At 72.2% G+C, this 26373-nt stretch carries 17 protein-coding genes; 2 read left to right on the top strand and 15 right to left on the bottom strand.

Annotated elements, in window-relative coordinates; genetic code table 11:
- Window positions 1–24: 24 nt before the first annotated feature.
- The 12 genes from ACFU8V_RS04725 to recQ all read right to left on the bottom strand — a co-directional run bounded on the left by ACFU8V_RS04725 (window position 25) and on the right by recQ (window position 21790).
- Window positions 25–696: a hypothetical protein gene (locus ACFU8V_RS04725; RefSeq protein ID WP_249521805.1), complete on the bottom strand. Its 672-nt coding sequence runs from the start codon at window positions 694–696 to the stop codon at window positions 25–27.
- Window positions 693–1520, bottom strand: coding sequence for a PP2C family serine/threonine-protein phosphatase (locus ACFU8V_RS04720; protein ID WP_025104650.1), 828 nt, complete (start codon window positions 1518–1520; stop codon window positions 693–695). Before ACFU8V_RS04720 ends, ACFU8V_RS04725 begins: the two co-directional genes overlap by 4 nt.
- Window positions 1517–3037 carry a DUF5684 domain-containing protein gene (locus tag ACFU8V_RS04715; RefSeq protein WP_378869408.1) on the bottom strand — a complete coding sequence of 507 codons (1521 nt, stop codon included), beginning with the start codon at window positions 3035–3037 and terminating at the stop codon, window positions 1517–1519. The genes ACFU8V_RS04720 and ACFU8V_RS04715 overlap by 4 nt, the downstream gene beginning before the upstream one ends.
- Window positions 3034–5577 carry a transglutaminase-like domain-containing protein gene (locus ACFU8V_RS04710; RefSeq protein WP_378869405.1) on the bottom strand — a complete coding sequence of 848 codons (2544 nt, stop codon included), beginning with the start codon at window positions 5575–5577 and terminating at the stop codon, window positions 3034–3036. Before ACFU8V_RS04710 ends, ACFU8V_RS04715 begins: the two co-directional genes overlap by 4 nt.
- Entirely contained in the window at window positions 5574–6944 is a 1371-nt protein-coding gene (locus tag ACFU8V_RS04705) for a DUF58 domain-containing protein (protein ID WP_303709727.1), read from the bottom strand. The genes ACFU8V_RS04710 and ACFU8V_RS04705 overlap by 4 nt, the downstream gene beginning before the upstream one ends.
- Window positions 6941–7930: a MoxR family ATPase gene (locus tag ACFU8V_RS04700; RefSeq protein ID WP_126894296.1), complete on the bottom strand. Its 990-nt coding sequence runs from the start codon at window positions 7928–7930 to the stop codon at window positions 6941–6943. Before ACFU8V_RS04700 ends, ACFU8V_RS04705 begins: the two co-directional genes overlap by 4 nt.
- 34 nt (window positions 7931–7964) lie before the next feature.
- The gene (locus ACFU8V_RS04695) at window positions 7965–13883 is read right to left on the bottom strand and encodes an Ig-like domain-containing protein (protein ID WP_378869401.1); all 5919 of its coding nucleotides are present in this window, start codon (window positions 13881–13883) and stop codon (window positions 7965–7967) included.
- Window positions 13883–15004 carry a serine/threonine-protein kinase gene (locus tag ACFU8V_RS04690; RefSeq protein WP_249520624.1) on the bottom strand — a complete coding sequence of 374 codons (1122 nt, stop codon included), beginning with the start codon at window positions 15002–15004 and terminating at the stop codon, window positions 13883–13885. Before ACFU8V_RS04690 ends, ACFU8V_RS04695 begins: the two co-directional genes overlap by 1 nt.
- 142 nt (window positions 15005–15146) lie before the next feature.
- Entirely contained in the window at window positions 15147–15716 is a 570-nt protein-coding gene (locus ACFU8V_RS04685) for a DNA-3-methyladenine glycosylase I (protein WP_378869399.1), read from the bottom strand.
- 601 nt (window positions 15717–16317) lie between these two features.
- Window positions 16318–17364, bottom strand: a complete 1047-nt coding sequence (locus ACFU8V_RS04680; protein WP_292787816.1) for an NAD(P)-dependent alcohol dehydrogenase — start codon at window positions 17362–17364, stop codon at window positions 16318–16320.
- 98 nt (window positions 17365–17462) lie between these two features.
- Complete coding sequence (locus ACFU8V_RS04675; protein WP_378869395.1) at window positions 17463–19526, bottom strand: acyl-CoA dehydrogenase; 2064 nt, start codon at window positions 19524–19526, stop codon at window positions 17463–17465.
- Window positions 19527–19762: 236 nt separating this feature from the next.
- Window positions 19763–21790: a DNA helicase RecQ gene (recQ, locus tag ACFU8V_RS04670; RefSeq protein WP_062635353.1), complete on the bottom strand. Its 2028-nt coding sequence runs from the start codon at window positions 21788–21790 to the stop codon at window positions 19763–19765.
- Window positions 21791–21895: 105 nt separating this feature from the next.
- Between recQ and ACFU8V_RS04665 the strand changes: the two genes are divergently transcribed.
- Together ACFU8V_RS04665 and ACFU8V_RS04660 are read left to right on the top strand one after the other, a co-directional pair.
- On the top strand, window positions 21896–22264 hold the full coding sequence (locus tag ACFU8V_RS04665) for a GNAT family N-acetyltransferase (RefSeq protein ID WP_025104661.1): 369 nt from the start codon (window positions 21896–21898) through the stop codon (window positions 22262–22264).
- Complete coding sequence (locus ACFU8V_RS04660; protein ID WP_378869390.1) at window positions 22261–23178, top strand: pirin family protein; 918 nt, start codon at window positions 22261–22263, stop codon at window positions 23176–23178. The genes ACFU8V_RS04665 and ACFU8V_RS04660 overlap by 4 nt, the downstream gene beginning before the upstream one ends.
- A gap of 642 nt (window positions 23179–23820) precedes the next feature.
- On the opposite strand, the gene ACFU8V_RS04655 is transcribed toward ACFU8V_RS04660, so the two are convergent.
- From ACFU8V_RS04655 to ACFU8V_RS04645, 3 genes are read right to left on the bottom strand one after another with little or no spacing between them, the layout of a single operon-like run.
- Window positions 23821–25278, bottom strand: coding sequence for a cation acetate symporter (locus tag ACFU8V_RS04655; protein ID WP_378869387.1), 1458 nt, complete (start codon window positions 25276–25278; stop codon window positions 23821–23823).
- Window positions 25275–25649, bottom strand: a complete 375-nt coding sequence (locus ACFU8V_RS04650) for a heavy metal transporter (RefSeq protein ID WP_378869384.1) — start codon at window positions 25647–25649, stop codon at window positions 25275–25277. The genes ACFU8V_RS04655 and ACFU8V_RS04650 overlap by 4 nt, the downstream gene beginning before the upstream one ends.
- A complete protein-coding gene (locus ACFU8V_RS04645) occupies window positions 25646–26365 on the bottom strand; it encodes a LytR/AlgR family response regulator transcription factor (RefSeq protein WP_378869381.1) in 720 nt (239 codons plus the stop codon). Before ACFU8V_RS04645 ends, ACFU8V_RS04650 begins: the two co-directional genes overlap by 4 nt.
- Between the last annotated feature and the right edge of the window lie 8 nt (window positions 26366–26373).

Genomic DNA, 26373 nt, shown 5'->3' with positions numbered 1-26373 from the left:
GAGGGCCGCAGGGCGCCGGCCTCCTCAGGCGAAGACGACGAAGCCCAGCACAACGAGACCGACGACCGACACGACGCCCGCCCCGACGGTCGCAACAAGGGTGACGACGCTCCATCGCTGCGCCTGCTTGGCGACCGACGGCAGCCCGGGCTCCACCACCCGCGTGGGCGCGGCCGCCCCGACGACGACGGGCGGAGCGGCGGGGGTGCGCGGAGCCGGACGCGGCTTGTAGATCGCGGGAGCCGGCGCGCCGTCCGGGGCGGCGAAGGAGTCGACGCGGAACCGCGGTTCGGCGGCCTGGGGTGCGGTGCCGTCGCCCTCTGCGGCGGCGCCCTTCTTCCGCCGCAGGCGTCGAGCCGGACGCGCGACCGCCACGGTGGCGTCCTCGGGGGCGTCGGCCGCCGGAGGCCCGGAGCGATCGACGACCACGGTCGCGTCATCGATGGCCTCGCCCACGGCGTCCTCGGACCCGGCATCGACCGGCTCATCGGCGACGGCGCCTTCGGGCGCATCCTCCGCGGCATCGTCGATCCGGTCGGGAGCCGGAGCCGTCTTCGCGCGATCCACCACGATGGTGGCCTCATCGACGGCGGACGATGTGTCATCGGCCGCCGGGGGCACCGGGTCCGCCGCTTCGGCCCGCCGGCGGTCGCGCCGTGTCAGGATGACGGTCTCCTCGGCCTCGTCGTCGCTCATCGCGCTCGCACCGGGACCGTCGTGCCCTCGAGCATCGAATCGGTGACCGCGGACACGGCGGCCCGTCCGCCCGTGGCGTCGTCGGGACGCGTGCGTGCGCCGCCGGAGACGACATCGATCACCAGGACCGAGATGTTGTCTCGTCCTCCGCCCTGCAGCGCGCGGCGGACGAGGGCCGCCGCCGCGGTCTCCGGGCGGCCGTTCATGGTCAGCGTCGCGCGGATGGCCTCATCGCTCACCTCGCCGGTGAGTCCGTCGGAGCACAGGAGGAGCCGCTCGCCGTCGACGACGGGGAGCAGCCAACTGTCCGCGGTGCTGTCCGGAGCCCCGACCGCGCGCGTGATGACGTTGCGGCGCGAGAACGAGGCCAGGTCTTCGGGGCGGAGCTCCCCGGCATCGACGAGCTCCTGTCCGAGGGAGTGGTCGATCGTGAGCTGCGCCAGCTCGGTACCGTGGTGCCGGTAGACCCGGGAGTCCCCCACGTTGAAGACGAGCCAGTGCGGCGCACCCTCGTGATCCACGAGGGCCACACCCGTCACGGTGCTGCCCGCACCGCGGGCGTGCGCGGCGGCGATGCCCTCGACGACGGCCGCGGCTCGACTCAGCGCGTCACTGATGTCGCCGACGTCGACCGTCCGCCCGCGCAGCGGCTCGAAGGCGGCGACGACGGCCGCGCTGGCGCGATCACCGGCGTCGTGCCCGCCCATGCCGTCGGCGACCAGGAAGACCGGACGCGCGTCGAGCACCGCGTCCTCGTTGGCCGTCCGCGTGAGCCCGGTGTCGGTCAGCGCGGCGACCCGGAGGACGACGGATTCCACGGTCACGAATCGCGCTCCGCGACGACGTGCATGCCCACTTCGCCCAGGATGAACCGGCCGGTGCCCACCACGCTCTCACCGGCGTCCAGGAGCGTCTCCGAGCCGTCGTCGGCCACCACGACGACGCCGTTGGTGGCGTGCAGGTCGGTCAGGCGCCACTCGTCCTCCTGCACCACCAGGCGGGCGTGGGTCTTCGACAGCGTGCGGGTTGTGTCCGGGATGGCCAGCCGCTGCTCGCCCGGCTCCCCGGTGGGGTTCCGGCCGATCACGACGCTCGCGCCGGACAGCGAGAACCGACGACCGTCGTCCAGCACGAGGACGCGCCGCACCCCGCGCTTGCGGGCGACGACCACCGTGGCGTCGAGGTCGTCGTCGGTGGGACGCGGCGTCACCACGGTCTTGTCGACATCGGGGATGAGGCCCTCGGGCGCAGCCGGAGCCGGTACGGGCGCGCTCTGCGCTGCCGCGGGGGCATCGGCCGGAGACGGGACGGGACGGATCGTCGGCATCGGCGGGGCCTCGGCCTGACCAGCGTCGCGGAACGACGGCGGCACCGGGCGCACGACACGATTCGCCTCCGTCGTCGGCGCGGAGGCCGGGATCTGCTCGGCCGGCGGGACGGCCGGTGCCGGCGCGGGCTGCGGGGCCGGCGGAGGCACGTCGCCCATCGCGGCCATGATCCCCGTCGGCGGCTGCGCTGCGACGGGCGGCTCCGGCTGCGGCGCCGGGGCGGCGGGCGGGAGAACGGGTGCCGGGGGCGAGACGGGCGCCGCGGGCGGGGTCGGCGGTGCCGGGGGGACCGCGGCCGCGGGAGAGGGAGCAGACGGTGCCGGGGGTGCGAAGGTCGGGGACGGCGGAGCCGACGGCGAGGATGCCACGGACGGTGCCGGCGGGGATGCCGGGGACGCGGCAGGCGGAGCGAACGACCGCGGGGCCGCCGGCTCGGCGGTCGGCGCGCTGGGGGCCGGAACCACCGCGGGCGGCGCGGCGTAGTCGGGGAAGATCAGGGACGGCGTCTCCGGCGATCCGGTCCCGGCCGGGGCGAGGGAGGGGATCGTGTACCCCGAGGCATCACGCGCAGGAGCCGTCGCGGGCGGAGCGCTGCGGCGCGGCCCGGGCTGGAGCGCCGCGAGACGGTCGCCCTCGGGATAGGGGGCGGGGCCCCAGGCGAGGACAGTCGCCCAGACCGGCGGCAGCAGGATGGCGAGCACCGTCATGCCGGCGCCCCGTCCGAAGCGCCGGTTGATCCGGTGGGTCGCGACGACCTTGAGGTAGATCCCGTAGAGCTGGACGATCGGGATGAAGTAGAACACCACCGACCAGGCGGGCACTCCCCCGCGTGCGAGGATCTCGGCCTCGTTCAGGACGGGCACCCAGCCCTTCCACCCCTCCCCGTCGATCCGGGGGAACAGGCGCGAGAGCGCGAGGGCGTACCAGACGTAGACGGCCAGGCCGACGAGCAGGCCGAGTCCGACGATGATGACGAGCATCGTGGCCAGACCGGAGTCCGCGGGCGCGGTCATGAGTCCCCCTTCTTCCGGTCATCCAGTGAACCGGTCCATCCGAGCGTACCGAGCATGGGTCGTGCACCGAAGCCGGGGAGGCGCAGCGACCGCGTCCTGGCCACGAACGAGGTCGGCCGGATGCGGGCACGCAGGCGCTGCCACCGTGTCCCCGTCTTGGCGAGCTCCGCCCGCTCCGCGTCCACGAGGGCCCACGCGGCCGTCGCGTCCTCGGGAGTCGGCGGGTGCTCGGCGAACACGGCACGGTCCACGAGGGCGGCGAGCCGTTGCGCGGCCGCGCGACCGCTCGACTGCGCGCGCTGCGTCCGGGTGCCCTGCCCGGCCATGGGCACGTCGTGATCGGCGTAGACGTCGGCGAGCTCCTCCCAGGCGCCGGCCAGACGGACTTCGGGATCCGGGGCCGTGCGGCGCGCGTGTGCGCGCCTGCTCTTCGCGACGAGGAGCACGAGGAAGGGCAGGGCGAGCAGCAGCAGGGCGAGGAGGCCGAGGCCGACACCCCGGAGGATCGGCAGCAGGACGGCGAGGACCTCCGACGCCGGCTCCGCGAGCGGCGGCGCGTCGTTGTTCGCGTCGCTCTGCGCCTGCGGCGGGTCCAACGCCTCGGACCGCGGCTGCTCGGGGACCGTGGGATGCTCCGGCAGCTGCTCGCCCTCGGTGAGGGTGCTCGGCAGCATGGAGTACTGGGGCGTGGTGTCGACGGGGATCCACTCTCCCCCTGAGGTGCGAACCTCGACCCACGCGCTCATGTTCGCGCCGGTGCACACGTCGCCGCAGGCGGGGATCCCCGGGACCTCGTCCGCGCCGGCGAGGCGCGCGCCCATCACCACCCGGGACTCCAGCCCCCAGTGCTGCGCGAGGAGAGCCGCGGCCACGGAGAACTGCTCGTCGTCGCCGACCGCCGACACGAGCATCTCCGGCTTCGCGTCGGCGCCCGCCCGCCGCTCCTGCTCGGTCAGCGCCGTGAAGAGCTCTTCGATGCGGGCGGCGGAGTGCCCGGCATAGCTGGGCGCGAAGGCATACCCCTCGGACTGCTGCAGAGCGGCGATCCAACCGGCGGCCGCTTCGTCCTCCAGCAGCGCGTGGCTGAGATAGCCGCGGGACCGCAGGCGATCGATCACCTCGAGGTAGCCGGCGCCGGTCCGCGGCTGCTCCTGCATCTCGGCCCATTCGACGAGCGCCGGGTACCGATCGGTGTCGAGGGTCGAGCGTCCGCCCTGGAGCGCTGTGAGGTCACCGGGCTTGCCCGGCGCATCGATGAGCACGGCGTAGCGATCCCCGGGCACCAACCCCTCCCCGCCGCCCGGCGCGTCGGCGACGGTGATCGCGGTGTCGCCGTCGGCGTTCACGTGGAAGCCGTCGGCGAGCGCGTCCGCCCGCTCCCCGGAGAAGGCGGGAGCCTCGGCGAGGCCGGCCGGCGACGGAACCCAGATCCCCCGGTAGCCCTCGCCGATCGTGATCTCCATCGTCACCCGGCCGGGGCCGGGGAGGGCCGAACGGGGCAGGCGGCTGAAGCGGTCGTCGGCGTCGATGTGGAAGTCCTCGCCGTCGTAGGCGTCGAGGGTGACCAGACGGAGGCGATCCACGGCACCGGGATCGCCCTCCAGCTGCACGACCGGCGTGTCCAGCATGCCGCCGGCGAACCAGGATCGATACGAGCTGAGCGGGCTCGGCTGCTCCTGCACCACCACCATGGGCTCGATCTCGTCGCGGAGGACGGAGCGGTCCGACCAGCCGGCCGCCGCGGGAGCGATCGCGAAGCCCGCGGCCAGGGCGATAACGGCCAACCCCGCGGAGAGGAGGTGCCGGCGCACGGTGAGCCAGGCGGGGGTCGCACGGCGGGAGATGTTCGCCGCCGCCACGCTGCGCAGGGCGGCGGCGCGCTGCAGCCGCGTGCGTCCGACGAGCCAGACGAGGGACACCACGAAGACGGCGACGCCGATCAGCCATTCCCGGGGCGCGGGGAGCTCGACTCCGGCCACCGAGACCGGGGAGGACGTGCCGCTCACGCCGAAGGCGATGCCGAAGACGCTCATCGCCACGACCACGGGGACGGCGGCCACCGCCCGCCTGCCCCCGCTCCAGACGAGGAGGGTGGCGACGAACGAGCCGGACAGCATCACGACGAGGAAGGGGATGAGGACCGCCTGGTACTCGCCCAGCGGCGGGTTCAGGGTGAGCATCTGCTTCCACCCGAGCACGACCCCGAGCACCGCGTCCCGCACGCCGCCGAGGAATGCGGGAAGAGAGGTGAGCGCGGACGGGATGGCCAGTGGCACCGAGACCAGCAGGTACACGCCGACTGCGGCAAGCGCGGCGAGCAGCGTTCCCCAGCGCAGGATGCGCGCGACGACGGCGACGGCCATGCCGAGGAGGCCGCCGACGATCCCCACGGCGAGGGCCCGGGACGACTCGTAGACCGGCCAGGCGGCCGCTGTGGCGAGGAGCACGCCGACGAGCACGTATCCCAGCGACCAGAGGGTCAGGGCCGAGGGGAGGCTTCCGCGACGCGGCCGCCCGCGCTTCGGGCCGGCCGCGTTCATCGCAGGGCTCCGCGGGCGAGCATCTGCGGGAGGTCGCCGAGCGCCCCGAGGGTCATCACCGCGAGCTCCCTGGCCGTCCGCATCGTCGGCTGCGCACCGAGCTCACTGCGCACCGCCACGGCCTCCACGGCCGCCGGGAGCTTCACCGCCGCGTGACGCAGACGCTCGAGAGGCAGGAGGGAGCCGGTCAGCAGGAACCCGATCGACAGGTCGGGGTACGACTGCGCCGTGAGGGCGGCGACGGCTTCGAGCCGCATCACCCGTGCCGCCTGATCGATCGTGGAGGTCGCGTCGAGGAGCGCCTTGGGAGTGACCGTGGGCAGAGTGCGGATCGACAGCACCTCCGCGCGGCCGTGTTCCGGGATCTCGTTGCTCACCGAGAAGAGCACGTCCCTGCCGTCCCGCACGCCCTGCAGCGCCAGGGACGCGGCGGCGCTGACCGTGTTCTCGAACTCGTCGTCGCTCGCGTAGGACTCGGGGTCGAGGTCGAGGATGACGGCGATGCGCGCGTGCCGGGACTCCTCGTACTGCCGCACCATGAGGGTGCCCGTCTTCGCCGTCGACTTCCAGTGGATGTGGCGCGGCGAGTCGCCGACGACGTACTCCCGCACGGCGTGGAAGGAGAGGTCGGCGTCCACCAGGGTGGTGCTCGGCGTGCCCTCGAGGTCGCGGATCAGGCCCGCGCTGGTGCTGGGGAGCCGCACGGTCACCGGGTGCACATGGATGCGCTGCACGTCCGGCCAGCGCAGTTCTCGGCGGAGGATCCCGATCGGGTCGCCGCGGGTGATCGTCATGGGGCCGACATCGATGACGCCGCGGCGGTGCGCGGCGATCGTCAGCTCCTCACGGTGGTGCGCGCCCGGTCGGAGCAGCGGCACGTGCGCCTCGACGAGGCCCTCCCCCACCGGCACGTCCACGACGCCGGGGAGCGAGAGGCGCTCGCCGTTGTTGCGGACGTCGAGCGTCGCACCGATCTCGGCACCGGCGACGACGCGGTCGCGGTCGAGCACGAGATCGATCCGGTAGTCATGGGCGCCGAGGATGAACGGCACGCAGGCCACCAGCAGCACGAGCGCGATCGTGGCGACCGCCCAGGCCTCTACCCAGCCGAACAGCAGCCCGGCGAGCACGCCGAGCACCACGGCCGCGGCGACGAGCATGCCCGCCGTGGTGACCGTCTCACGGACCCAGCCGACCGTGGCCCTCGTCGCGCGCCCCACGGAGCGGGCCACCCGACGCGCGCCGAAGACCGCGCCGCGCACGGGACCGCGGCGCGTGCGGTCGTAACGCGTGACGGTGGACGTCCGCGTCGACGTGCTCGTGCCGGCGGTCGTCCGCGTCAGGCGGGATTCGGTGCTGAAGGTCACGCAGTGCCGTTCTCGCGCGGAGGTTCGACGTCGAGGAGGATCTGTCCGACCACGGCCACGGCCGTCACCCCGTCGAACTCGGCTTCCGGTTCGAGCACCAGACGGTGCGCGAGGGCGACGACGGCGAGTTCGCGCACGTCGTCGGGCGTCACGAACGTGCGCCCGTTCTTGGCCGCCCAGGTCATCACCAGGCGCGACAGCGCCAGGGCCCCGCGCACACTGGCCCCGAGACGGACCTCGGACGCGCGCCGCGTGGCGTCGACGATGCGCATGATGTAGTCCGACACCAGCGGGTTCACGTAGACCCCGCGCGACATCTCCGCCATCGTCAGGATCGTGTCGGTGTCGACGATGCCGTCGAGCACCGTCTTCGCCCGACCGGCGCCCTGCAGGATGCGCATCGTCGCCGCCTCGTCGGGGTAGCCGATCGAGGTCTTGATCATGAAGCGGTCGAGCTGCGCCTCCGGCAGCCGGTAGGTGCCGCCCTGCTCGATGGGGTTCTGCGTCGCCATCACGAGGAACGGGGAGCCGACGGACCGGGTGACGCCGTCGACCGTGACCGTGCCCTCCTCCATGACCTCCAGCAGCGCGGACTGGGTCTTCGGGCTCGCCCGGTTGATCTCGTCGGCGAGCACGATGTTCGCGAAGACGGGCCCCGCGTGGAACTCGAACGTGCCCTCCTTCTGGTCGTAGACCGTGATGCCGGTCACATCCCCCGGAAGGAGGTCGGGCGTGAACTGGATGCGGCTGCTGGTCCCGTTGACCGTCTGGGCGACGGCGCGGGCGAGCGCTGTCTTGCCGGTTCCCGGATAGTCCTCCAGGAGGACGTGGCCGCCGCTGACGGCGGTGGCGAGCACGAGTTCGACCACGTGGCGCTTGCCGAGGATCGCCTGCTCGATGTTGCCGGTCAGGATCGAGAACGTCTCGGCGAACCAGGAGGCCTGCTCGGGAGCGATGGTGACGGGGGCTGCTGCGGTGGCTGGCATAGGGAAAGAGTATTCGTGTCGGTGTGCTCGGCGGTCAGGGGCACAGGCCCGTGACGCGATGCGTGATGGGGGTGAGGGTGGCGAAGGCTCCGGTCCACGTGATGGTCACGTCGAAGGTGCCGGGAGTGTCGACCAGGGGCGTCGCCTCGAGGATGTACGAGCCGCGTGCGGCGGCGGACACCGTCACGACGTCGCCCTCGACGACGGGCATGCAGGGTTGGAACACGGCGTTGACCACGGTCGGTGCGGTCGTCGCGGTGATGGTGACCTCGCCGGAGCAGGAGTTGCTCTGGCTGGCATGGCAGGCGCGGGCGAGGACCTGGCCCGGTGACGAGTCCGGGGTGAGCGCGAAGTCATCGCGCCACGATCCGTACATGTAGTACTTCGGCACGAACCCGTTCTCCACCTCGATGCGCGGGGCCGAGGCCAGCCCGTACTCGTAGCGGTTCCCGTCGCGCCGGGGGTCCTTCGCGACCGTGTAGGTCGTGTCGCCGCCGGGGCCGTCGACGAACGTGAACGTGAAGACCGTCGCGGTGGACGACTCCGCCACCCCGTAGCCGTTCGAGGCGCAGGCCTTGACGGAGTACAGCTGGTACGGCCGCAGCCCCTGGAGGGACGGGGACTCGGACTGCACCTCGCCGCCGGACACCGCGAGCGTGCCGTCGCCGCGTGCGGTGCAGCTGACGTTGCCCGACCGCCACGCCACGTACACGACCTGGACTCCCTTGGCGCTGCCGTTGGCCTGCGCGGCGATGCCGGAGACGTTCACCGCCGTGTTCGAGACGACCGTCGCCTGGGTCGCCGCCGGGTCGAAGTACACCGAGCCGGCGACCGTCACCGAGGTGCGGAACCCGCCGCCCTCGTTGCCGCCGCCGGTCGGCGGCTGGAACTGGCTGATCGGGACGATCGTCAGCGTCTGCGCCCCCGGGGACAGCGCGATCTCGGCCGTGGTGGTCGCCCCCGTGCGGTTGATGACCTCACCCGTCTCCTCGATCCGGAACGAGACGGCGTCGTCGGCGGCGTCGATCGACACCCGGACCGCCCCACGTCCCCGGTCGGAGACCCCCGGTCGGTACTCCGGCGTGGCCGTCGCGTTCGAGACGACAGGAGCGGCGTAGGCCCAGCTCGTGTGCGGCGACGTCGCGGCCGAGGTGCCGACGGCGTTGACGGCCGCGGCGGTGAACGTGTGCGGGGTGCCGTTCGTCAGCCCGTTGACCGTGCAGCGGTAGACGGCGCCGGCCGGGCTGCAGGACGCATTCGCCGGGGCGCCGTCCTGGAGGATCGTCACACCGGAGACCGCGGGATGCGCGCGTCCCGCCTCGCCGAGCGGCACTTCCAGCGCGACGGTCGTGCGGGTGAAGCCGACCGTCGTGACGCTCGCGGGGGCCTGCGGGAACCCCTGGAGGTCGAGGGTGAGCGTGCCGGTGCCGGTGCGGCCCTGCGCATCCGACACGACGAACGGGATCACGCACTGTCCGCCGGGCGCCTGCCCGCCGCCGGGCCAGCTCGCCGTGATGGTCTTGGCGCCTGCTGTCGAGACCGAGGCCACGTCGCAGCGCGCGCCGGCCCCGAGCGACATCAGGCGCAGCCCGGATCCCGGCTTCCCGGCGAAGGGATCGTACTCACCGGCGACGTCGACCACGTCGATCGAGCAGTTGGCGCTCGTGACGACGCACTGCTTGGTGAAGGTCGCTCCCCGCGGGGCGTCCGGCGGGGCCGCGCCGACGACGAGGCGGACGGACGCCGACGGCTGTCCGTACTGCGGCACGGTGACGCTGACGTTCTCGGTGTTGCCCGGTCGCGCATCGGCGCGCGCCTCGATCGTCAGCTTCCCGCCGCTCTGCGTGACGAGGAACGCCGAACCGGAGTAGACGATGCGGTACTCGAGGGAGGAGGCGTTGCCCTCCCGGCCCCCTTCCCACGCGGCCATGTTGGCGTAGAGGTCGACGCTCTCCGTCGCTCCGGGGGCGATCGTGTGCGAGATGGAGGAGAGCAGCAGCTGCGGCTCGGACGGGCGGACGCTGATGGGCACGTCGAGGTACGACCACCGCTTCTGCCCCTCCAGGCGCACCGGGATCAGGCAGGTGTCCGACCACGGCGCCTCGCGGCCGGCCCGGTACTCCGCTTCGCGCGGGCCGTCGGCGGTGCATTCTGCGGCAGCCCGCTGGGCGGTGAACGACCCGGTGCCGATCTCGATCGCATCGGACGACGGGAGGTCGGCGTAGTCCTGCACGGCGAAGGAGACGGCCGCGTCCTCGTCCACGACGACCGGCGTCGCACCGGGGACGAGCTGCACCTGCATGTCGTCGAACGCCGGGATGCGCAGGAAGCCGTAGGCGGCGACATTGCGTCCGTTCGCTGCCGTTCCGGTGAGCTGGAAGGGCACCAGGGCGCCTTCCTTCGGCGCGGTGCCCACGATGCGGTTCCCCTGCACCGAATAGCCCGGCTGCTCTCCCCACAGGCGCAGCCGCAGCGAGCCGACGTCGCCGGAGGGCCAGCGGACCCTGTCGGTCACGACATCGATGCCGCGGTCGGCGAGATCGTCGCGGTCGCGCGCGGTGAGCACGGTGTCCGCGATGACCGGCTGATCGGCGACCGTGCCGTCGGTGACGGTCACGACGATGAGGCCCTGCGCCGTGCTCCCCGTGCGCGACGACTTCACCGTGTAGAAGTACGAGTTGGTGCCGGCGGTCTCGCCGGCACGCAGCACGACCCGGCCGTCCTTCAGCGAGGTGTCCGAGTCGATCAGCGCGTTGAGCCGGTCGTACAGCGGATTCCCCTTGACGGGCGGCGCGTTCGGCACGAGCTCGGTGATCTCGAGCTCGCTCTGCGCCGGGTCGAGATCGTTCGAGCGCGGGTCCAGCACGACCGGCGTGCGGGATCCCGCCTCGACGCGGACGTAGTCGCTGAAGGTCACAGGGGCGGCGTCGTCCACGTCCGCATCGAGGACGCCGATGCGCACGGCCGCGCTCCCCTCCTCGCCCTGCGGATCACGGACGCTGTAGCGGAATGAGACCTGGCCGCCGGCGACGCCTCCGGCCGGCGCGCGGTACACGATCGCCTCACCGTTCGCCGAGATGGTTGCCGTGCCGCCGCCCTTCTTCGGCTGCTCGACGCCGGACAGCACCACGCGGTCGCCGTCGCCGTCCATCCCGGTCGTCGGCACCGGGATGGAGACCGTCTGGCCGCTCAGGACGCGGCCGGTGAGCGGCGTCGGCGTGGGGGCCCGGTTCGTGCCCGGCGGCACGACCGTGACCGTCACGACGCCGTCGTCCGACAGCGACGGATTCCGTTCGAGGGAGACGGAGTACGTCAGGCGGTACGTGCCGGGAGTCTTCGGCGCCAGATAGCGCAGTGCGTTGCGGTCGGCGAACACGAGCTCGTCCGGCTCGCCGGATCCGGTCACCTCCGGGAGCACGAGGAGCGGTTCCCCGCGCGGCGCCACATCGTTGGCCGCCACTTCGATGCGCGTGAGCGAACCGGCTCGCACCGTCACCGCATCCGGGAAGACGATCGGCCGGGTGACCGTCGACGGCGGAGTGAGGAACACGCTGACGGTGCCCTGCACGGCCCCGCCCGCGCCGTCTGCCACCGTGACGGTGGCCTTGCCGATCAGGCCGGGCTCGCCGTCCTCGGTCGTGCCGTTGACCCGCAGGCTCTCGTTGCCGACCACGCGCACGTTGAGCTGCGGCGTCGAGCTCACGGCGTCGGACAGCAGCAGCACCCGTCCGCTGGTGTTCTGCACCGCGCCGAGGACATCGACGGTCGTGTCCTCGCCCTCGCGGACGAACGCCGTCAGCGGCGCCATCGCGAGCGCCGCGGAGCCGTCGACAGCGGTGATCCGGATGACCGCGGACTGCTCGGCCTGGGTCGTGACGTCCTGCGCGGTGTAGGTGACCACGTACTGCCCCGGCTCGGCGGCGGTCAGATCGACGGTGCCGGAGGCCGCGTTCGGGGTGACCTCGAAGCCCTGTGCCGTCGCGGCGGTCTGGACGGCGTCGACGAGGCGGTACGAGCCCGACCCTCCGGACAGGTGATCGGAGATGCGCAGGGATTGCCGCTCGCCCACGCGCGCGGTCACCGCGACGGCCGACGCCTGCAACGCCGGACTGCCGCTGACCTGGACCTCGATGGTCTTCTCCGCCGTCGCCCCGTGCACGTCCTGCACGACGACCGTGACCGAGATCACGGCGTCCGCGGCATTGGGGTCGGTGTGCCGGATCGCGACACGGCCGTCGGCCATCGGGGCCACCATCACCGGGGACGAGGAGTCCGTCTCGTACGCGTCGCTCAGGACGAACGCATCGCCTTCGGGGTCCACCCATCCGGAGAGCGCCGAGACGATCGTGCTCCCGCCGGCGAGGATCTGTGGTGTCGGCCATTCCTGGGTGCAGGCGTCGACACCGCACCACACCGGGGCGGAGTTGACCCCGGGATCGACCACCGTCAGCGTCACAGTCGCCGGGGGCGACACGGCGGCGCCGTCGGTCACGGCGTAGGTGAAGCTCGTCTGCCCGGAGCCCGCCTTCACGTTCACGACCAGGGACTGACCGTTCGCCACGAGCGACAGATCCCCGAAGTCGGGGTCGCTCAGCCCGGAGGCGACCGAGTCCGGGTCGATCGTGAGGACGTCCTTCTTGTTCGGATCGTGATCGTTGAAGAGCACGGGGAGGATGACCTGCTCCCCGGCCCGCACGCCGAACGCGTCGTCGACGGCGACCGGCGGGAGCTGTTCCGCCACGTCCTCGACGACGATCGTGCCCTCCTGCTGCTCCGTGTCGTCTTCGATCTTCCACTGCTCGAGCGGGATCAGCACGCCCTCCGGCGCGGTCCAGATGAGGCCGGTGCCCTTCTCGACCAGCACCGCGCGATCGCCGTTGCCCTGGAAGACCGGGTCGATGGCGGCCGCGTCGAGCGTCTCGTCCGGGACCTGCAGCGGGGTGGTCTCCCCCGCGCTCCACAGGGTTCCGCCGCCGCTGTCGAGCCACGCCGCGTAGGTCTCCCCGCGGACCGTGACCGGTGCGGCGGGGACGCCGGAGGCCTCGGCCACCCGGTCGGCCTCCCCCGACGCGAGGTCCACGGAGACGAGGCCGTCCGAGTCGGCGACGAGCACCGCGTCGCCCTCGGCGGCACCGCGCTGCAGGCGTGCGTCCTCGGTGACGTCGAGGGTGACCGCCGCATCGCGCCCGGAGAGCCACAGTGCACCCGAGCTCGGCTGCAGCATCGCCCAGCGCTCGCCGACGACCGCGATCGCCAGTCCCTCGCCCGCCTCCGGCGCATCGGCCACGGGGGACTCGTCCCCGAGGAACCGGTGCTCGTCGATGTCGAAGCGGCGCACGGCCTGCTGGTCCGCCGAGTAGAGGACGAGCAGGCCATCCGGCGACAGCCCGATCGCATCGGCGGTGTAGGTCGGCGGGTCCTCCCCCTCCTCGACCTCGACCTCCGCGAAGGGGTCGACGAGGGCCGTGCCCGCTCCGGCCGCGAGGGTCGACACCGACACCTGCCCGGTGTCGGTGCGGTAGGCCACATAGGGCCCGGCGGAGAGGACGTCCCGGGTCCCGGCGGGCGTGGGCTGCGAAGCGAGCGGCGTCCCCTCCTCCGAGCTGTCGGAGAGCAGATCGGCCGGGCTGGCCGGATCGACGTCCCACCGCTGCCGGTTCCCCTGCGCGAACAGCACGGTGCTGGAGCCGCTCTGCCAGACCGCCTCGGGGTCGTCGACGTCGCGGACCGTGTCGATCTCGGCGAGTTCGGTGTTGACGCGGGCGTACTGCCCGCTGTCGCGCATGACCCAGACCGAGGGCTCGAGTCGCGGCACCTCCTGGGACTGATACCCCTGGGCCGTCACCGCGAGCGCCACGACGACCACGAGCGCGAGGATCCCGGAGACCAGCGCGATCAGCCGCCCCCGAGACGGGCGCGCGGCCTCCGCCCTGGCACGGTTCCCCGCTGCCATCAGAGGACCCCGGTGAGGAACAGTGCGGCGGTCCCGAGGCCCGCGATCACGGCGGCACCGATCACCGCTCCGACGATGCCGACGACCAGCGGCGAACGGCTGCGGCCGCGGGGGCCCGCGGGGATGTCGTCGCGGTCGCGCGGGGCGGCCTGGGCCTGAGCGGCGCGGGCGGCCCGACGGGAGTCCGGTGCGACCGTCGTGATGACCGGTCCGCGGACGGCGGTGTCCGAGAAGTTCACCGGCGCGGCCGCCGCCCACTCCGACGACGCCGCCTCGAAGGCCGTCGGCGAGATGCCGAGCTCATACTGCGCCCAGCGCAGCTTCTCCGCGAACTCCGCCATGCTCGCCGGCCGCTTCGCGGGGTCACGGTGCATGGCGCTCGCGAAGATGTCGTCGATGATCGGCGGGATGCCGGGGACGGGCACCGCGGTGTAGCGCGCCTTGATGATCCGGTCGGTGAGCTGATCGCGCGAGTTCGAACCGCGGTCGGCGCGTTCGAACGGACTGCGGCCGGCGAGCAGCGTGTAGAGCGTCGCGCCGAGGCTCCAGACCTCGCTGGGGATGGATCCGGACACGCGCTCCTGCAGCACCTCGGGGGAGCTCCAGGGCACGGACATCGCGATGGTCTCGCCCTCGCCCTCCTCGATGACGGCCGCGGCGATGCCGAAGTCGGCCAGCACGGGCGCGCCGAGCGAGTTGATGAGCACGTTCGACGGCTTGATGTCGCGGTGCAGCAGACCGGCCCGGTGCACGGTCTCCAGCGCGCCGGCCATGCGGACGCCGATGTCGAGCACCTCCGCGAGCGGGAGCGGGGCCTTCTTGTAGCGCGCGCTCATCGTGTCGGGGCAGTACTCCATCGCGAAGTACGGCCGCCCGTCCGCCGAGATCGACGCCTGGTAGATGGTGACGATCGACGGGTGGGCGCTCAGCCGCGCGGAGATGTCGGCTTCCACGTTGAAGGTCTGCAGCACCTCGGGGTTCACGGCATCCGCGAGCAGGACCTTGACGGCGACGACGCGGCGCGGCATGTCCTGTTCGTAGAGGAACACATCGGCGAATCCACCGGACCCGAGCGGACGCACATAGCTGTACCCCGCCAGCGTCGGCGGTGTCGCTGCCATGCGCGTTGCCACTCCTGCTCCTCACGGTCTGATGGGAGACCGCGCGCCTGCAGCCACCCGGCGTCGTGCGCCGGGGGATCCCCCGATGTGCCGAGTATATCGGGCGAGGGCGTGTGGCCCCGCGCTCTTCTCCGTCGAGGCGTCAGGCCTTCCAGCACCCCTCGATGTGGTCGTCCACCATGCCCGCGGACTGCATGAGGGCGTACATCGTCGTCGGCCCGACGAAGCGGAAACCCCGGCGTCGCAGTTCCTTGCTCAGCGCGGTCGACTCCGGCGTGACCGCGGGGACGTCGGCGAACTCGCGAGGCCGTGCTCCGGTCGCCGGCGGGGCGAACGACCACATGAGGGCATCGAGCTCTCCGTCCGCCATCGACTCCACGATCCGGGCGTTGCCGATCGTCGCGAGGATCTTGGCGCGGTTGCGGATGATGCCGGGGTCGCCCATAAGGCGTTCCACGTCCGCCTCGTCGAACGCCGCCACCGCCTCCGGCTCGAACCCCGCGAACACCTCGCGGAACCGCGGGCGCTTGCGCAGGATCGTGATCCAGGACAGCCCCGCCTGGAACCCCTCGAGCGCCATCTTCTCGAACAGCGCGCGGTCCCCGTGCAGCGGCGTCCCCCACTCCTCGTCGTGGTACCGGCGGTATTCTGCGTCGTCGCCGACCCAGGCGCAGCGCGCGCGGGAGTCGGGCCCCGTGAGGAGGGAGGTCATCCCCTCACCGTATCCACCCCCACCGACACCCCCGTCCCCGGTCCCGCGCCCTCCCGTCCTCCCGTCCTCCCGTCCTCGGTGCGAGTTCACTTCCGCCCCTCCCCCCGCCTCCCCAGGCCCGTTTCCCATCCCGCCCCGACGCCCACCTCCAACGCGAGATCGAAAAGGGCCCTTCGACGCAGATCCGCGGCCCCTTTCCCATCCCGCACCCGCCCCTCGGACGCGAGATCAAAACCGACCCCCCCGACACGGAACTCCGGCACCTTTCCCATCCCACACCGACCGCGGAGGCAGCGGACCGAGGTCCTCCGTGACGGATCAGGAAGGCGCCTCGGACGGACCGGACGGACCGGACGGAACGGGCCGGGCGGAAAGACCGGAGCGCTCCGGGCAGCTCGGACGGGACCGGGGTCAAAAGGGTCCCTCGTGTGAGCACCAGAGGTGCGCTTCTGATCCCGCACCGGACGGGAGCGGGAGCGAGACGGGAGTGTGAACGGGAGCGGGACGGGACCGGGATGGATATCGCGCCTCGCGAGGGTGGGGGGGCGCGCTTTTGATCCGGCACCGGGTGCGGCGGAGCGGGACCGGGACCGGGACGGGGTCAGTCGGCGAAGGTGGCGGCGTCGATGACGAAGCGGTAGCGGACGTCGGACGCGAGGACGCGCTCGTACGCGTCGTTGATGGCCGACGCGGGGATGACCTCGATCTGCGCCGTGATGCCGTGCTCCGCGCAGAAGTCGAGCATCTCCTGGGTCTCCCGGATGCCGCCGATGTTCGAGCCGGCGATGGAGCGTCGTCCGGCGATCAGCGACCCCGCGTTCAGGGCGAGGGCCTCCGCCGGAGCACCGACGCACACGATGGTGCCGTCCACGTCGAGCAGCCCGAGGTAGGAGCGGAGGTCGATGACGGCGCTCACGGTGTTGAGGATCACGTCGAAGGAGCCTCTCAGGTCGCGGAAGGTGTCGCGGTCGCCCGTCGCGAAGTAGCGGTCGGCGCCGAGGCGGAGGCCGTCGTCCTGCTTCGCGAGCGTCTGCGACAGCACGGTCACCTCCGCGCCGAGGGCATGCGCGATCTGCACGCCCATGTGACCGAGGCCGCCGAGTCCGACCACCGCGACGCGCGTGCCGGGGCCGACCTTCCAATGCCGCAGCGGCGAGTACGTGGTGATGCCCGCGCACAGCAGGGGAGCCGCCGCGTCCAGGGGCAGGGCATCCGGGATCCGCAGCACGAAGTCCTCGGTGACGACGACCTGCTGCGAGTAGCCGCCCTGGGTGATCGTGCCGTCGCGGTCGACCGCCCCGTAGGTGCCGACGGCGCCCTGCGTGCAGAACTGCTCGTCACCGCGGAGGCAGTACACGCATTCCCGGCACGAGTTCACCAGGCAGCCGACGCCGACGCGGTCGCCGAGGGCGTGCTTCGTGACCTCGGACCCCACCGCGGCGACCGTTCCGGTGATCTCGTGTCCCGGGGCGAGCGGGTACTGCTGCGGACCCCAGTCTCCGCGCACGGTGTGGATGTCGGAGTGGCAGATGCCGGCGAAGGCGATGTCGATGAGGATGTCATGCGGGCCCAGCTCCCGGCGCTCGATGACGGTCTTCTCGAGCGGGGCGGCTTCGGCGGGGGCGGCGTAGGCGGTGACGGTCGACATGATGCTCCTCGGGTCGGTACTCGCCGAGACTATCCGCCGGCGTCGATGAATCCGCTGTCCGGAGGGCCCGGGCCGTCTACACAGCCCGGGCCGACGGCTCAGCGCGTCTGCCGCTTGAGGGTCTTCTCCAGCACGGGAGCCTGACCGGTGGCCTCGAGGTCGGCGTAGTACGCGCGGGCCTCGTCCTGCCGCTGCTTCTCCGCACCGCTCGCGATGGGAGCCCGCACGTGCTCGGGCTCGTAGCCGAACGCGTCCACGAGGTCGAGGGCGTACGGACGCAGCCGCGCGCACAGCCGATCGATGTAGCTCGACACCGCCGCCGCCCGCTGGGTGGAGAGCCGCCCGTGGATGAGGTGCCAGGCGAGGTGCTTCTCGATGAGCTGCAGACCGAAGAGGTCGCGGAGCCAGGTCATGACCTTCTTCGTCTCGGCGTCGTCCATCGCGTGGACGGCGTCGGTGAAGGCCTCCCACTGCAGCAGCTCGCCGTGCGCCCTGGCCGCCTCGATGAGCTCGGCCTGATTCTCGTTGAACAGCCGCGCCCCGAGCACCTTGTCCTTGCCGGCGGCACGCAGCCGGGTCGCGATGTCGGCGACCATCTGCTGCACACGCCCTGCGAGGAGGTCGTGCTGCTGCTCCTCGCGCAGTCCGCGCTCCACCGACCGGGCGACCTGACCGAAGTCGGTCACCGCCTGGCCGAGCTGGCGGAGGCCTGCCCCGTGGAACAGCTTGCCGGCCGTCATGCCGACGGCGTAGCGCGCGAGGGCCGCGGCGTCCTTGCCCTGGAACTGTTTCGCGTAGTCGGTCAGCAGCCGCTTGCCGACGAGCTGGAGCAGGACGTTGTTGTCGCCCTCGAACGTGACGTAGATGTCGAGGTCGGCGCGGAGTCCGACGAGCCGGTTCTCGAACATGAAGCCGGCGCCGCCGCACGCCTCGCGGGCCTCCTGCAGGGTGTCGAGCGCGTGCCAGGTCGACAGCGGCTTGAGCGCGGCCGCGAGCGTCTCCAGGTCCTCCCGGTCGTCCGGGGTGTCGGTGCGGCCGGAGAAGACGCCGTCGAACTTCTGCAGGAACTCGTCGTGCGCGAAGATCTGCGCATACGTCGTGGCCAGGCGCGGGAGCAGACGGCGCTGGTGCTTGCCGTAGTCCATCAGCACGACCTCCTGCCCGTCCGCGCCGTCGAACTGGCGACGCTGCGTGGCGTAGGTGATCGCGATGTGCAGGCCGAGCGCGGAGGCCCAGGAAGCGGCGCCGTCGAGCGAGACACGTCCCTGCACGAGGGTGCCGAGCATCGTGAAGAAGCGGCGGCCGGGGCTGTCGATCGCGCTGGAGTAGGTGCCGTCCGGGGCGACGTCGCCGTAGCGGTTCAGCAGGTTCGTGCGCGGGATGCGCACCTGGTCGAAGGAGAGGCGGCCGTTGTCGATGCCGTTCAGTCCGCCCTTGAGACCGTCGTCCTCGCGACCGATGCCCGGCAGATCCACGCCGTCCTCGCCGCGCAGGGGCACGTAGAAGCAGTGCACGCCGTGGTTGACGCCGTTCGTGATGAGCTGGGCGAAGACCGTCGCCGCGATGCCGTGCAGCGCCGCGTTGCCGAGGTACTCCTTCACAGCTCCCCGGAACGGCGTGTGGATGACGAACTCCTCCGTCTCCGGGTCGTAGGTGGCGGTGGTGCCGACCGCGGCGACGTCGGAGCCGTGCCCGATCTCGGTCATCGCGAACGCGCCGGGGATCGACAGGTCCATGACACCGGGGAGCCACCTGTCGTGGTGCTCCTTCGTGCCGAGCTGCAGGATCGCGGAGCCGAAGAGCCCCCACTGCACACCCGACTTGATCTGCAGGCTCGGGTCGGCGGCCACGAGCTCCTCGAACCCGGCGATGTTGCCGCCGTTGTTCTCCTCGCCGCCGAAGCGCTTCGGGAACGCCCGGTGCACGGCCTTGTTGTCGACGAGGAGGTGGAGCTGGCTGAGCACGCGCTCCCGGTGGTCATCCTTGCCGAGCTCGTCCTTCCGCCAGAACGCGGAGTCCTTGATCATTTCGCGGGCCTGGCGGCGCACGTCGCCCCAGGTGCCCATCAGGGCGTCGTTCAGGCGGGCGACATCGATCCGCGGGGCGGTCGCGCTCTCGCGCGGGTCAGGTGTCGTCGAAGGGCGGACGGCGGCGTCGACCATGAGCGTTCCTCTCGGAGAGACGAAAGTGGATGCCTCTCATGGTAGGTGTGCGACAAAACCGCACGAAGTCCCCTGTCCGCATCCTCCAACGCCTGGCCGCCCCGTCCGCGCCCGTCGTTGTCGGCTCGCGACAGGTTCCCCGTTCGGAGCTCCGTCGACCCACCCCGTTCCGTGCATCCCGGCCCCCTGCGAGCGTCCGCAAAGGGGTGGCTCGCGCGGAAGGCGGTGGGTCGGGGTCAGGAGGCGGCGATGACGGCGAGGACGCCGTCTCCGTAGGCCTCGCGCTTCTTCGCACCGATGCCGGTGATGCCGTCGAGGTCGGCGTGCGAGGTCGGCCGATGCTCGGCGAGCGCACGGAGCGTGGCGTCGCCGAAGACGATGTACGCCGGGACGCCCTGTTCCCTGGCGGTCTCGGCGCGCCAGGCCCGCAGCGCCTCGAACAGCTCCCGGTCTCCGGCGTCGAGGGCGTCGGCGGCACTCGCCTTCCGGGCGCGGGACGGCGACGACGGGCGTCCGATCGTGTCTTTCCGGAGCGGTACCGCGGTCTCGCCGCGCAGCACCCCGGCCGCGGCCTCTCCGGGTGCGAGCGTGCCGTAGTCGCCCTGCGCGACGAGGATGCCCCGGGCGAGGAGCTGGCGCACCACGCTCCGCCAGTCCTGGTCGGAGAGGTCGGCGCCGATGCCGTAGGTCGCGAGGGCGTCGTGCCGCTGCTGGCGGATGCGCTCGGTCGAGGCCCCGCGGAGGATGTCGATGAGGTGGCCCGCGCCGAACGCCTGATTCCGCTCGCGCTTGAGCCGCACGATCGTGGACAGCAGCTTCTGCGCGGGGACGAGCCCGTCGAAGGTCGCCGTGTCGTCGAGGCACGTGTCGCAGTTGCCGCACGGCTGCGAGTCCTGGCCGAAGTACCCGAGGAGGTTCTGCCGGCGGCACTCCACCGTCTCGCACAGCGCGAGCATCGCATCGAGGTGCTGCCCCATGCGCATCTTGAACGTGCGGTCGCCGGGACTCTGATCGATCAGTCGGCGCTGCTGCACGACGTCGCCGAGCCCGTACGCCATCCATGCCACGGACGGCTCACCGTCGCGGCCGGCGCGCCCGGTCTCCTGGTAGTACCCCTCGACCGACTTCGGCAGATCGATGTGGGCGACGAAGCGCACATCGGGCTTGTCGATGCCCATGCCGAACGCGATGGTCGCCACCATCACCACGCCGTCTTCACGGAGGAAGCGCGACTGGTTCGCCGCCCTCACCTCGGCGGGCAGACCGGCGTGGTACGGCAGCGCGTCGAGACCCTGCGCGGCGAGATAGGTCGCCGTCTGCTCGACGGACTTGCGGCTGAGCGCGTAGACGATGCCCGCCGCCCCCTCCGGCTGCGACCGGATGAACTGCACGAGCTGCTTGCGGGGATCGACCTTCGGGACGATGCGGTACTGGATGTTGGGCCGATCGAAGCTCGCCACGAAGTGCTTCGCCGCGTCGAGGTGCAGGCGCTCGGTGAGCTCCTTGTGCGTGGCCCGCGTCGCGGTGGCGGTCAGGGCCATGCGCGGGACGCCGGGGAACCGCTCGCCCAGGTCGCCGAGCGCGAGGTAGTCGGGCCGGAAGTCGTGACCCCACTGCGACACGCAGTGGGCCTCGTCGATGGCGATGACACTGAGCGTGCCGCGCTGCAGGAGGGAGGTGGTCTGCGCGCTCGACAGCCGCTCCGGGGCGACGTAGATGAGGTCGAGCTCTCCGGCGACATAGGCGCGCTCGACCTCGCGGCGCTCCTCGATCGACTGGGTGGAGTTGAGGTACGCGGCCTTCACACCGTTGGCGCGCAGCGCGTCGACCTGGTCGTGCATGAGCGCGATGAGCGGGCTGATGACGAGTCCGGTGCCTTCGCGCACGAGCGCGGGCACCTGGTACGTGATGCTCTTGCCGCCGCCGGTGGGCATCAGGACGACGGCGTCGCCACCGCCGATGACCTGCTCGACGATGGCTGCCTGGTCGCCGCGGAAGTCGTCGTAGCCGAAGACGGTGTGCAGTGCCTCACGGGCCGTCGCATACCGGCTGGGCGTGGCGCGGCGGACGGCCGGCGCGGTGGTCACCGCCGTCGTCGGACCCGGACCCCAGTCGAGGGGCGGCTCGAAGCCCGCGCCCTGCGGCTCCCAGTCCATCGGCTCCGGCGGCTCGGTCGGCTCCCACCCGTCGTCCCAGGGCTGGTCGGATGCCGCGTCCGGCTCGGGGATCCATCCGTCGTACGGATCGCGGGGAGTCTGCGGCATCCCTCCAGCGTAATCACCCCGACGGACAGCGGCACGGCGACGTCCACAGGCCCGCACCCTCGATCCCGGGCGTAGGTTGGTTCCAGACGCCGGAAGGAGCATCCGATGACCGACATCACCGTGACCCGCAACGACGAGGCCTCCCGCTACGAGATCCGTTCCGATGACGTGCTGGCCGGGTTCGCCGAGTTCGACACCCGCCCCGGCGCGATCCGCTTCCTGCACACCGAGATCGACCCCGCTTTCCAGGGCCAGGGCCTGGCCGGGAAGCTCGCCGCGGCGGCACTGACCGACGTGGCGTCGACGGGCGACGCGATCGTGCCGCTCTGCCCGTACATCGCGAAGTACCTCCAGACGCACGAGGTGCCCGGCGCCGAGATCCGCTGGCCGCAGCGCCCGGGCTCGACGGCGGACGCCCCGGTGCAGAAAGAGTCGGCCGGCGCGGACGAGGACCCCACGGGCAGGGCGGAATGATCGGGCAGCGCCGCCTCGTCCTCGAACCCCGGGCGGTGCCGCTCGGCGGTGTGCGCGGCATGGAGGTGCTGCGGGTGCTGCCGCATCGCAACCTCCCCACCATCGGCGCCTGGTGCTTCCTCGACCGGTTCGGCCCGGCCGAGACCCGGATGCGGGTCGAGCCGCATCCGCACATCGGTCTGCAGACCGTGACCTGGCCGCTGGTCGGCGAGATCCGGCACCGCGATTCGCTGGGCAGCGATGCCGACCTCCGGCGCGGACAGCTCAACCTCATGACGGCGGGCAACGGCATCTCGCACTCGGAGTACTCCATCGGCGACGAGCCCGTTCCGCTCGATGCGCTGCAGTTCTGGGTCGTGCTCCCGGAGTGCGCGCGCCACGGGGACGGCGGCTTCGAGCGGCACACCGACCTGCCGACGACGACCCTTCCGGCCGCGACCGGATCGGACGCCACGGCCACGGTCGTGCTCGGCGAGTTCGCGGGCGTGCGCTCGCCGGCGACCGTGCACACGCCGATCGTCGGGGCGGAGATCGTCGTGCCCGCCGGAACCACGGTGCGCCTGCCGCTGCGGCCGGAGTGGGAGCACGCGCTGCTCCTCGTCGAGGGCGACGCCGCCGTCCCCGAGCACGCGATGACCCGCAACGACATGATCTACCTCGGCGATTCCCGCGACGGCGTCGAGGTGACCAGCAGTGAGGGCGGCTTGCTGTTCCTCCTCGGGGGTGAGCCGTTCGAGGACGAGATCGTCATGTGGTGGAACTTCGCCGGGCGCTCCCACGACGAGATCGCCGCCGCCCGCGAGGACTGGGAGGCCGCATCCCCCCGGTTCGGCGTCGTCGAGGGGCACGACCAGCGCATCCCCGCGCCGCCGCTCCCCCCGGTACGCCTGATGCCACGCAGCCGCACCCTCTGACCCTCCCGCACAGGCACTCCCGCCGATTCAGGCACTCCCGCACAGGCACTCCCGCCGATTCAGGCACTCCCGCTGATTCAGGCACTCGCCACCCTCCATGCCTGTTCTCACGTCACTGCCTGCCCTCGCGCGCCATCCCGCTGACGCGTCCGAACAGGCACCCACGCCAGTTCAGGCACCCACGCCAGTTCAGGCACTCCTGATCCTCCCTGCCTGTTCTCACGCCACTGCCTGCCCTCGCGCGCAACCTCGCTGACGCACCAGCACAGGCATCCACACCAGAACAAGCACTCCCGCCAAAACAGGCACTCCCCACCCTCCCTGCCTGTTCTCACGCCACTGCCTGCCCTCGCGCGCGACCTCGCTGACGCGCCAGTTCAGGCACTTGCGCCAGTTCAGGCACTCGCCCCAGTTCAGGCACCCGCGCCAGTTCAGGCACCCACGCCAGTTCAGGCGCTCCTGGTGCTCCCTGCCTGTTCTCGCGCTAGTGCCTGCCGCCGCGCCGGAGTCCTGTGGCCCGACCACACCTACCCTTCCCGCTCTTCAGGCACTCGCGCCGGCTCAGGCTCGATGGGCTTTCACCTGCCTGAACCCGCGCGAACGCCTGTTCCAGGAGACAGAGTCCGGGAAGCAGAAGCAGGCTCAGGCGCGGTCGGGTGTGTGCACGCGGGCGAGGAAGCGGTCCGTGCGGGGTGAGGGCCCACGAGGGTCGAGCAGCGACACGGCGACCGTGACCCCGGTCGCCAGCGGTATCGTCCAGGCGGCGGGCTGCGCGAGGTAGGGCGCCGCGACGCCGACCCCGTCCACCGCGGCGTGCACGAGCAGGGCGAGCCCGGTCGCGACGCCGCCGCACACCATGCCCGCGACCGCCCCGCGCGCGGTGAGGCCACGCCACCACACACCCAGCAGCACCACGGGCGAGAGCGTCGACGCCGCCACGACGAACACCACCCCCACGCTCGACACGAGCCCCGCGGGAACCGTGAGCAGCGCGACCCCCAGCGGCACGAGCGCGCACAGCACCGCGGACAGCCGGAAGGAGCGCACGGAGCCGGAGAAGACGTCCTGGCTGATGACCCCCGCGAGCGAGACCACGAGCCCGGCCGAGGTCGCCAGGAACGCGGCGAAGGCTCCGGCGACGATGAGCGCCGTCAGCAGCTCACCCGCGAGCCCAGGGAACACCCGCGACGGGAGCTGCAGCACCACGGTGTCGGCGATCCCCGGCTGCGCGAGGTCCGGGGCGGCGATCCGCGCCAGGAGCCCCATCGCGCTCGACACGGCGTAGAACGCGCTCACCATGGCGATGACGATCACGGTGGTCCGCCGCGCGGAGGCTCCGGTCGGGCTCGTGTAGAACCGCACCAGGACGTGCGGCAGCCCCATCGTGCCGAGGAGCAGGGCGAGCAGCAGCGACGCGGTCTCGTAGGCGTCGAAACCGGACGGCCCGGCCTCGGCGGGGAAGACGAGCGCGGGATCGAAGTCGTGCGGCCCGCCGCTCAGGGCGAACGCGATGCACACCACCGGCACGAGGAGCGCCGTGAGCTTGAGCCAGTACTGGAAGGCCTGCACGAAGGTGATCGCACGCATGCCGCCCGCCGCGACCGCCGCCGCCACGAGCACCGCGATCGTCACGGCGCCGACCCACTCCGGCAGCCCGGCGACCACGACGAGCGTGATGCCCGCGCCGTGCAGCTGCGGCACGATGTAGAGCCAGCCGATGATGAGCACCGCGAGGCTGGTGACACGGCGCGCGGCGGTCGAGTCGAGCCGGGCCTCGACGAAGTCGGGGATCGTGTACGCCCCGCTCCGGCGCAGGGGCGCGGCCACGAACACGAGCACGAGCAGGTACCCCGCGGCGTACCCGATGGGGAACCAGAAGCCGCGGGCGCCGTCCAGCAGCACCAGCCCGGAGAGGCCGAGGAAGGTGCCGGCCGACAGGTACTCGCCGCTGATGGCCGAGGCGTTCCAGACCGGACGCACCGTCCGCGACGCCACGAAGAAGTCGCTCGTCGTGCGCGACACCCGCAGCCCGTACACGCCGATGAGGAGGGTGGCGATCACGACCAGGGCGACCCCGACGAGGTCGAGAACGGCGTTCACTCGCGGTCCCGCAGGGCGCGGTACCGCCGCTCGTTGCGGACCGCCGTGCGCACGTACAGCACCGCGAACACGAGGATCACCGGGTAGAACGCGAAGGCCTGGAGCAGCCACGACAGCGGCAGCCCGCCGAGGACGACGGCGTCCACCTCGGGGATGAGCGCGATCCCGAGCGCCAGGGCGACGACGACCACCACGAAGCCGGCGACGGTGCCGAGGGCGAGCCGGAGCTGGCTGCGCATCAGGGCACGGGCGTAGACGGCGTTGGCCTCCGCGACCGGGGCTCCGGGCAGCGCGATGCCCCGCGTGGCAGCGGAGGAGCGGCGGGGCGGGGTGTCCGCCGTGACCCGCACCCGCTTCGGCGCCTCGGTCATCCCGTTCCCTCTCCGCGCACCAGGGCCTCCCGCACCGCCGCGACGAGCCTTCTGCTCACCGGCAGCACGGCCGTGCCGACGACGACGACGGGTTCCCCACCCGACAGCCGCGCCTCGGTCACCGCGGCGATCCGGACGAGCGTGGAACGGTGGATGCGGAGGAATCCCGCCGGCGCCCACCGGGATTCGAGCTCGGAGAGCGGGATGCGAATGAGGTGGCCGGGCCCGTCGTCCTCCGTGTGCAGCCGCGCGTAGTCGCCCTGCGCCTGCACCCAGCGCACGTCGCTGCGCCGGACGAACCGCACGGACACGCCCACGGTCACCGGCAGCACCTCGTCCTCGCCGCGCGGTGCGGCCTCCTGCTCGATCACCCGGTCCACGGCGCTGCGCAGGCGTTCCCGCCGTACGGGCTTGAGGAGGTAGTCCGCCGCGCGCAGCTCGAACGCCTCGACCGCTCGGGCCTCGTCGGCGGTGACGAAAACGACCGCGGGCGGCTCCGCGAGACCGAGGAGCGCGCGGGCGAGCTCGGTGCCGAGCAGGCCCGGCATGTGGATGTCGAGGAAGGCGATCCGCACCGCACGCGCGGAGAGCTGACGCAGCGCATCGGCGCCGTTTGCCGCGGTGAGGATCTCGCCGATGCGCGGGTCGGCACGCAGCAGGTGCACGAGCTCGTCGAGGGCCGGCTGCTCGTCGTCGGCGACGAGGACGTCGATCATGCCGCTCC

It is taken from the genome of Microbacterium sp. NPDC057658 (assembly GCF_042799975.1).
Taxonomy (GTDB): Bacteria; Actinomycetota; Actinomycetes; order Actinomycetales; family Microbacteriaceae; genus Microbacterium.
The sequence above is the reverse complement of the archived record's forward strand: the minus strand, read 5'-3'. Positions and strand labels throughout refer to the sequence as shown.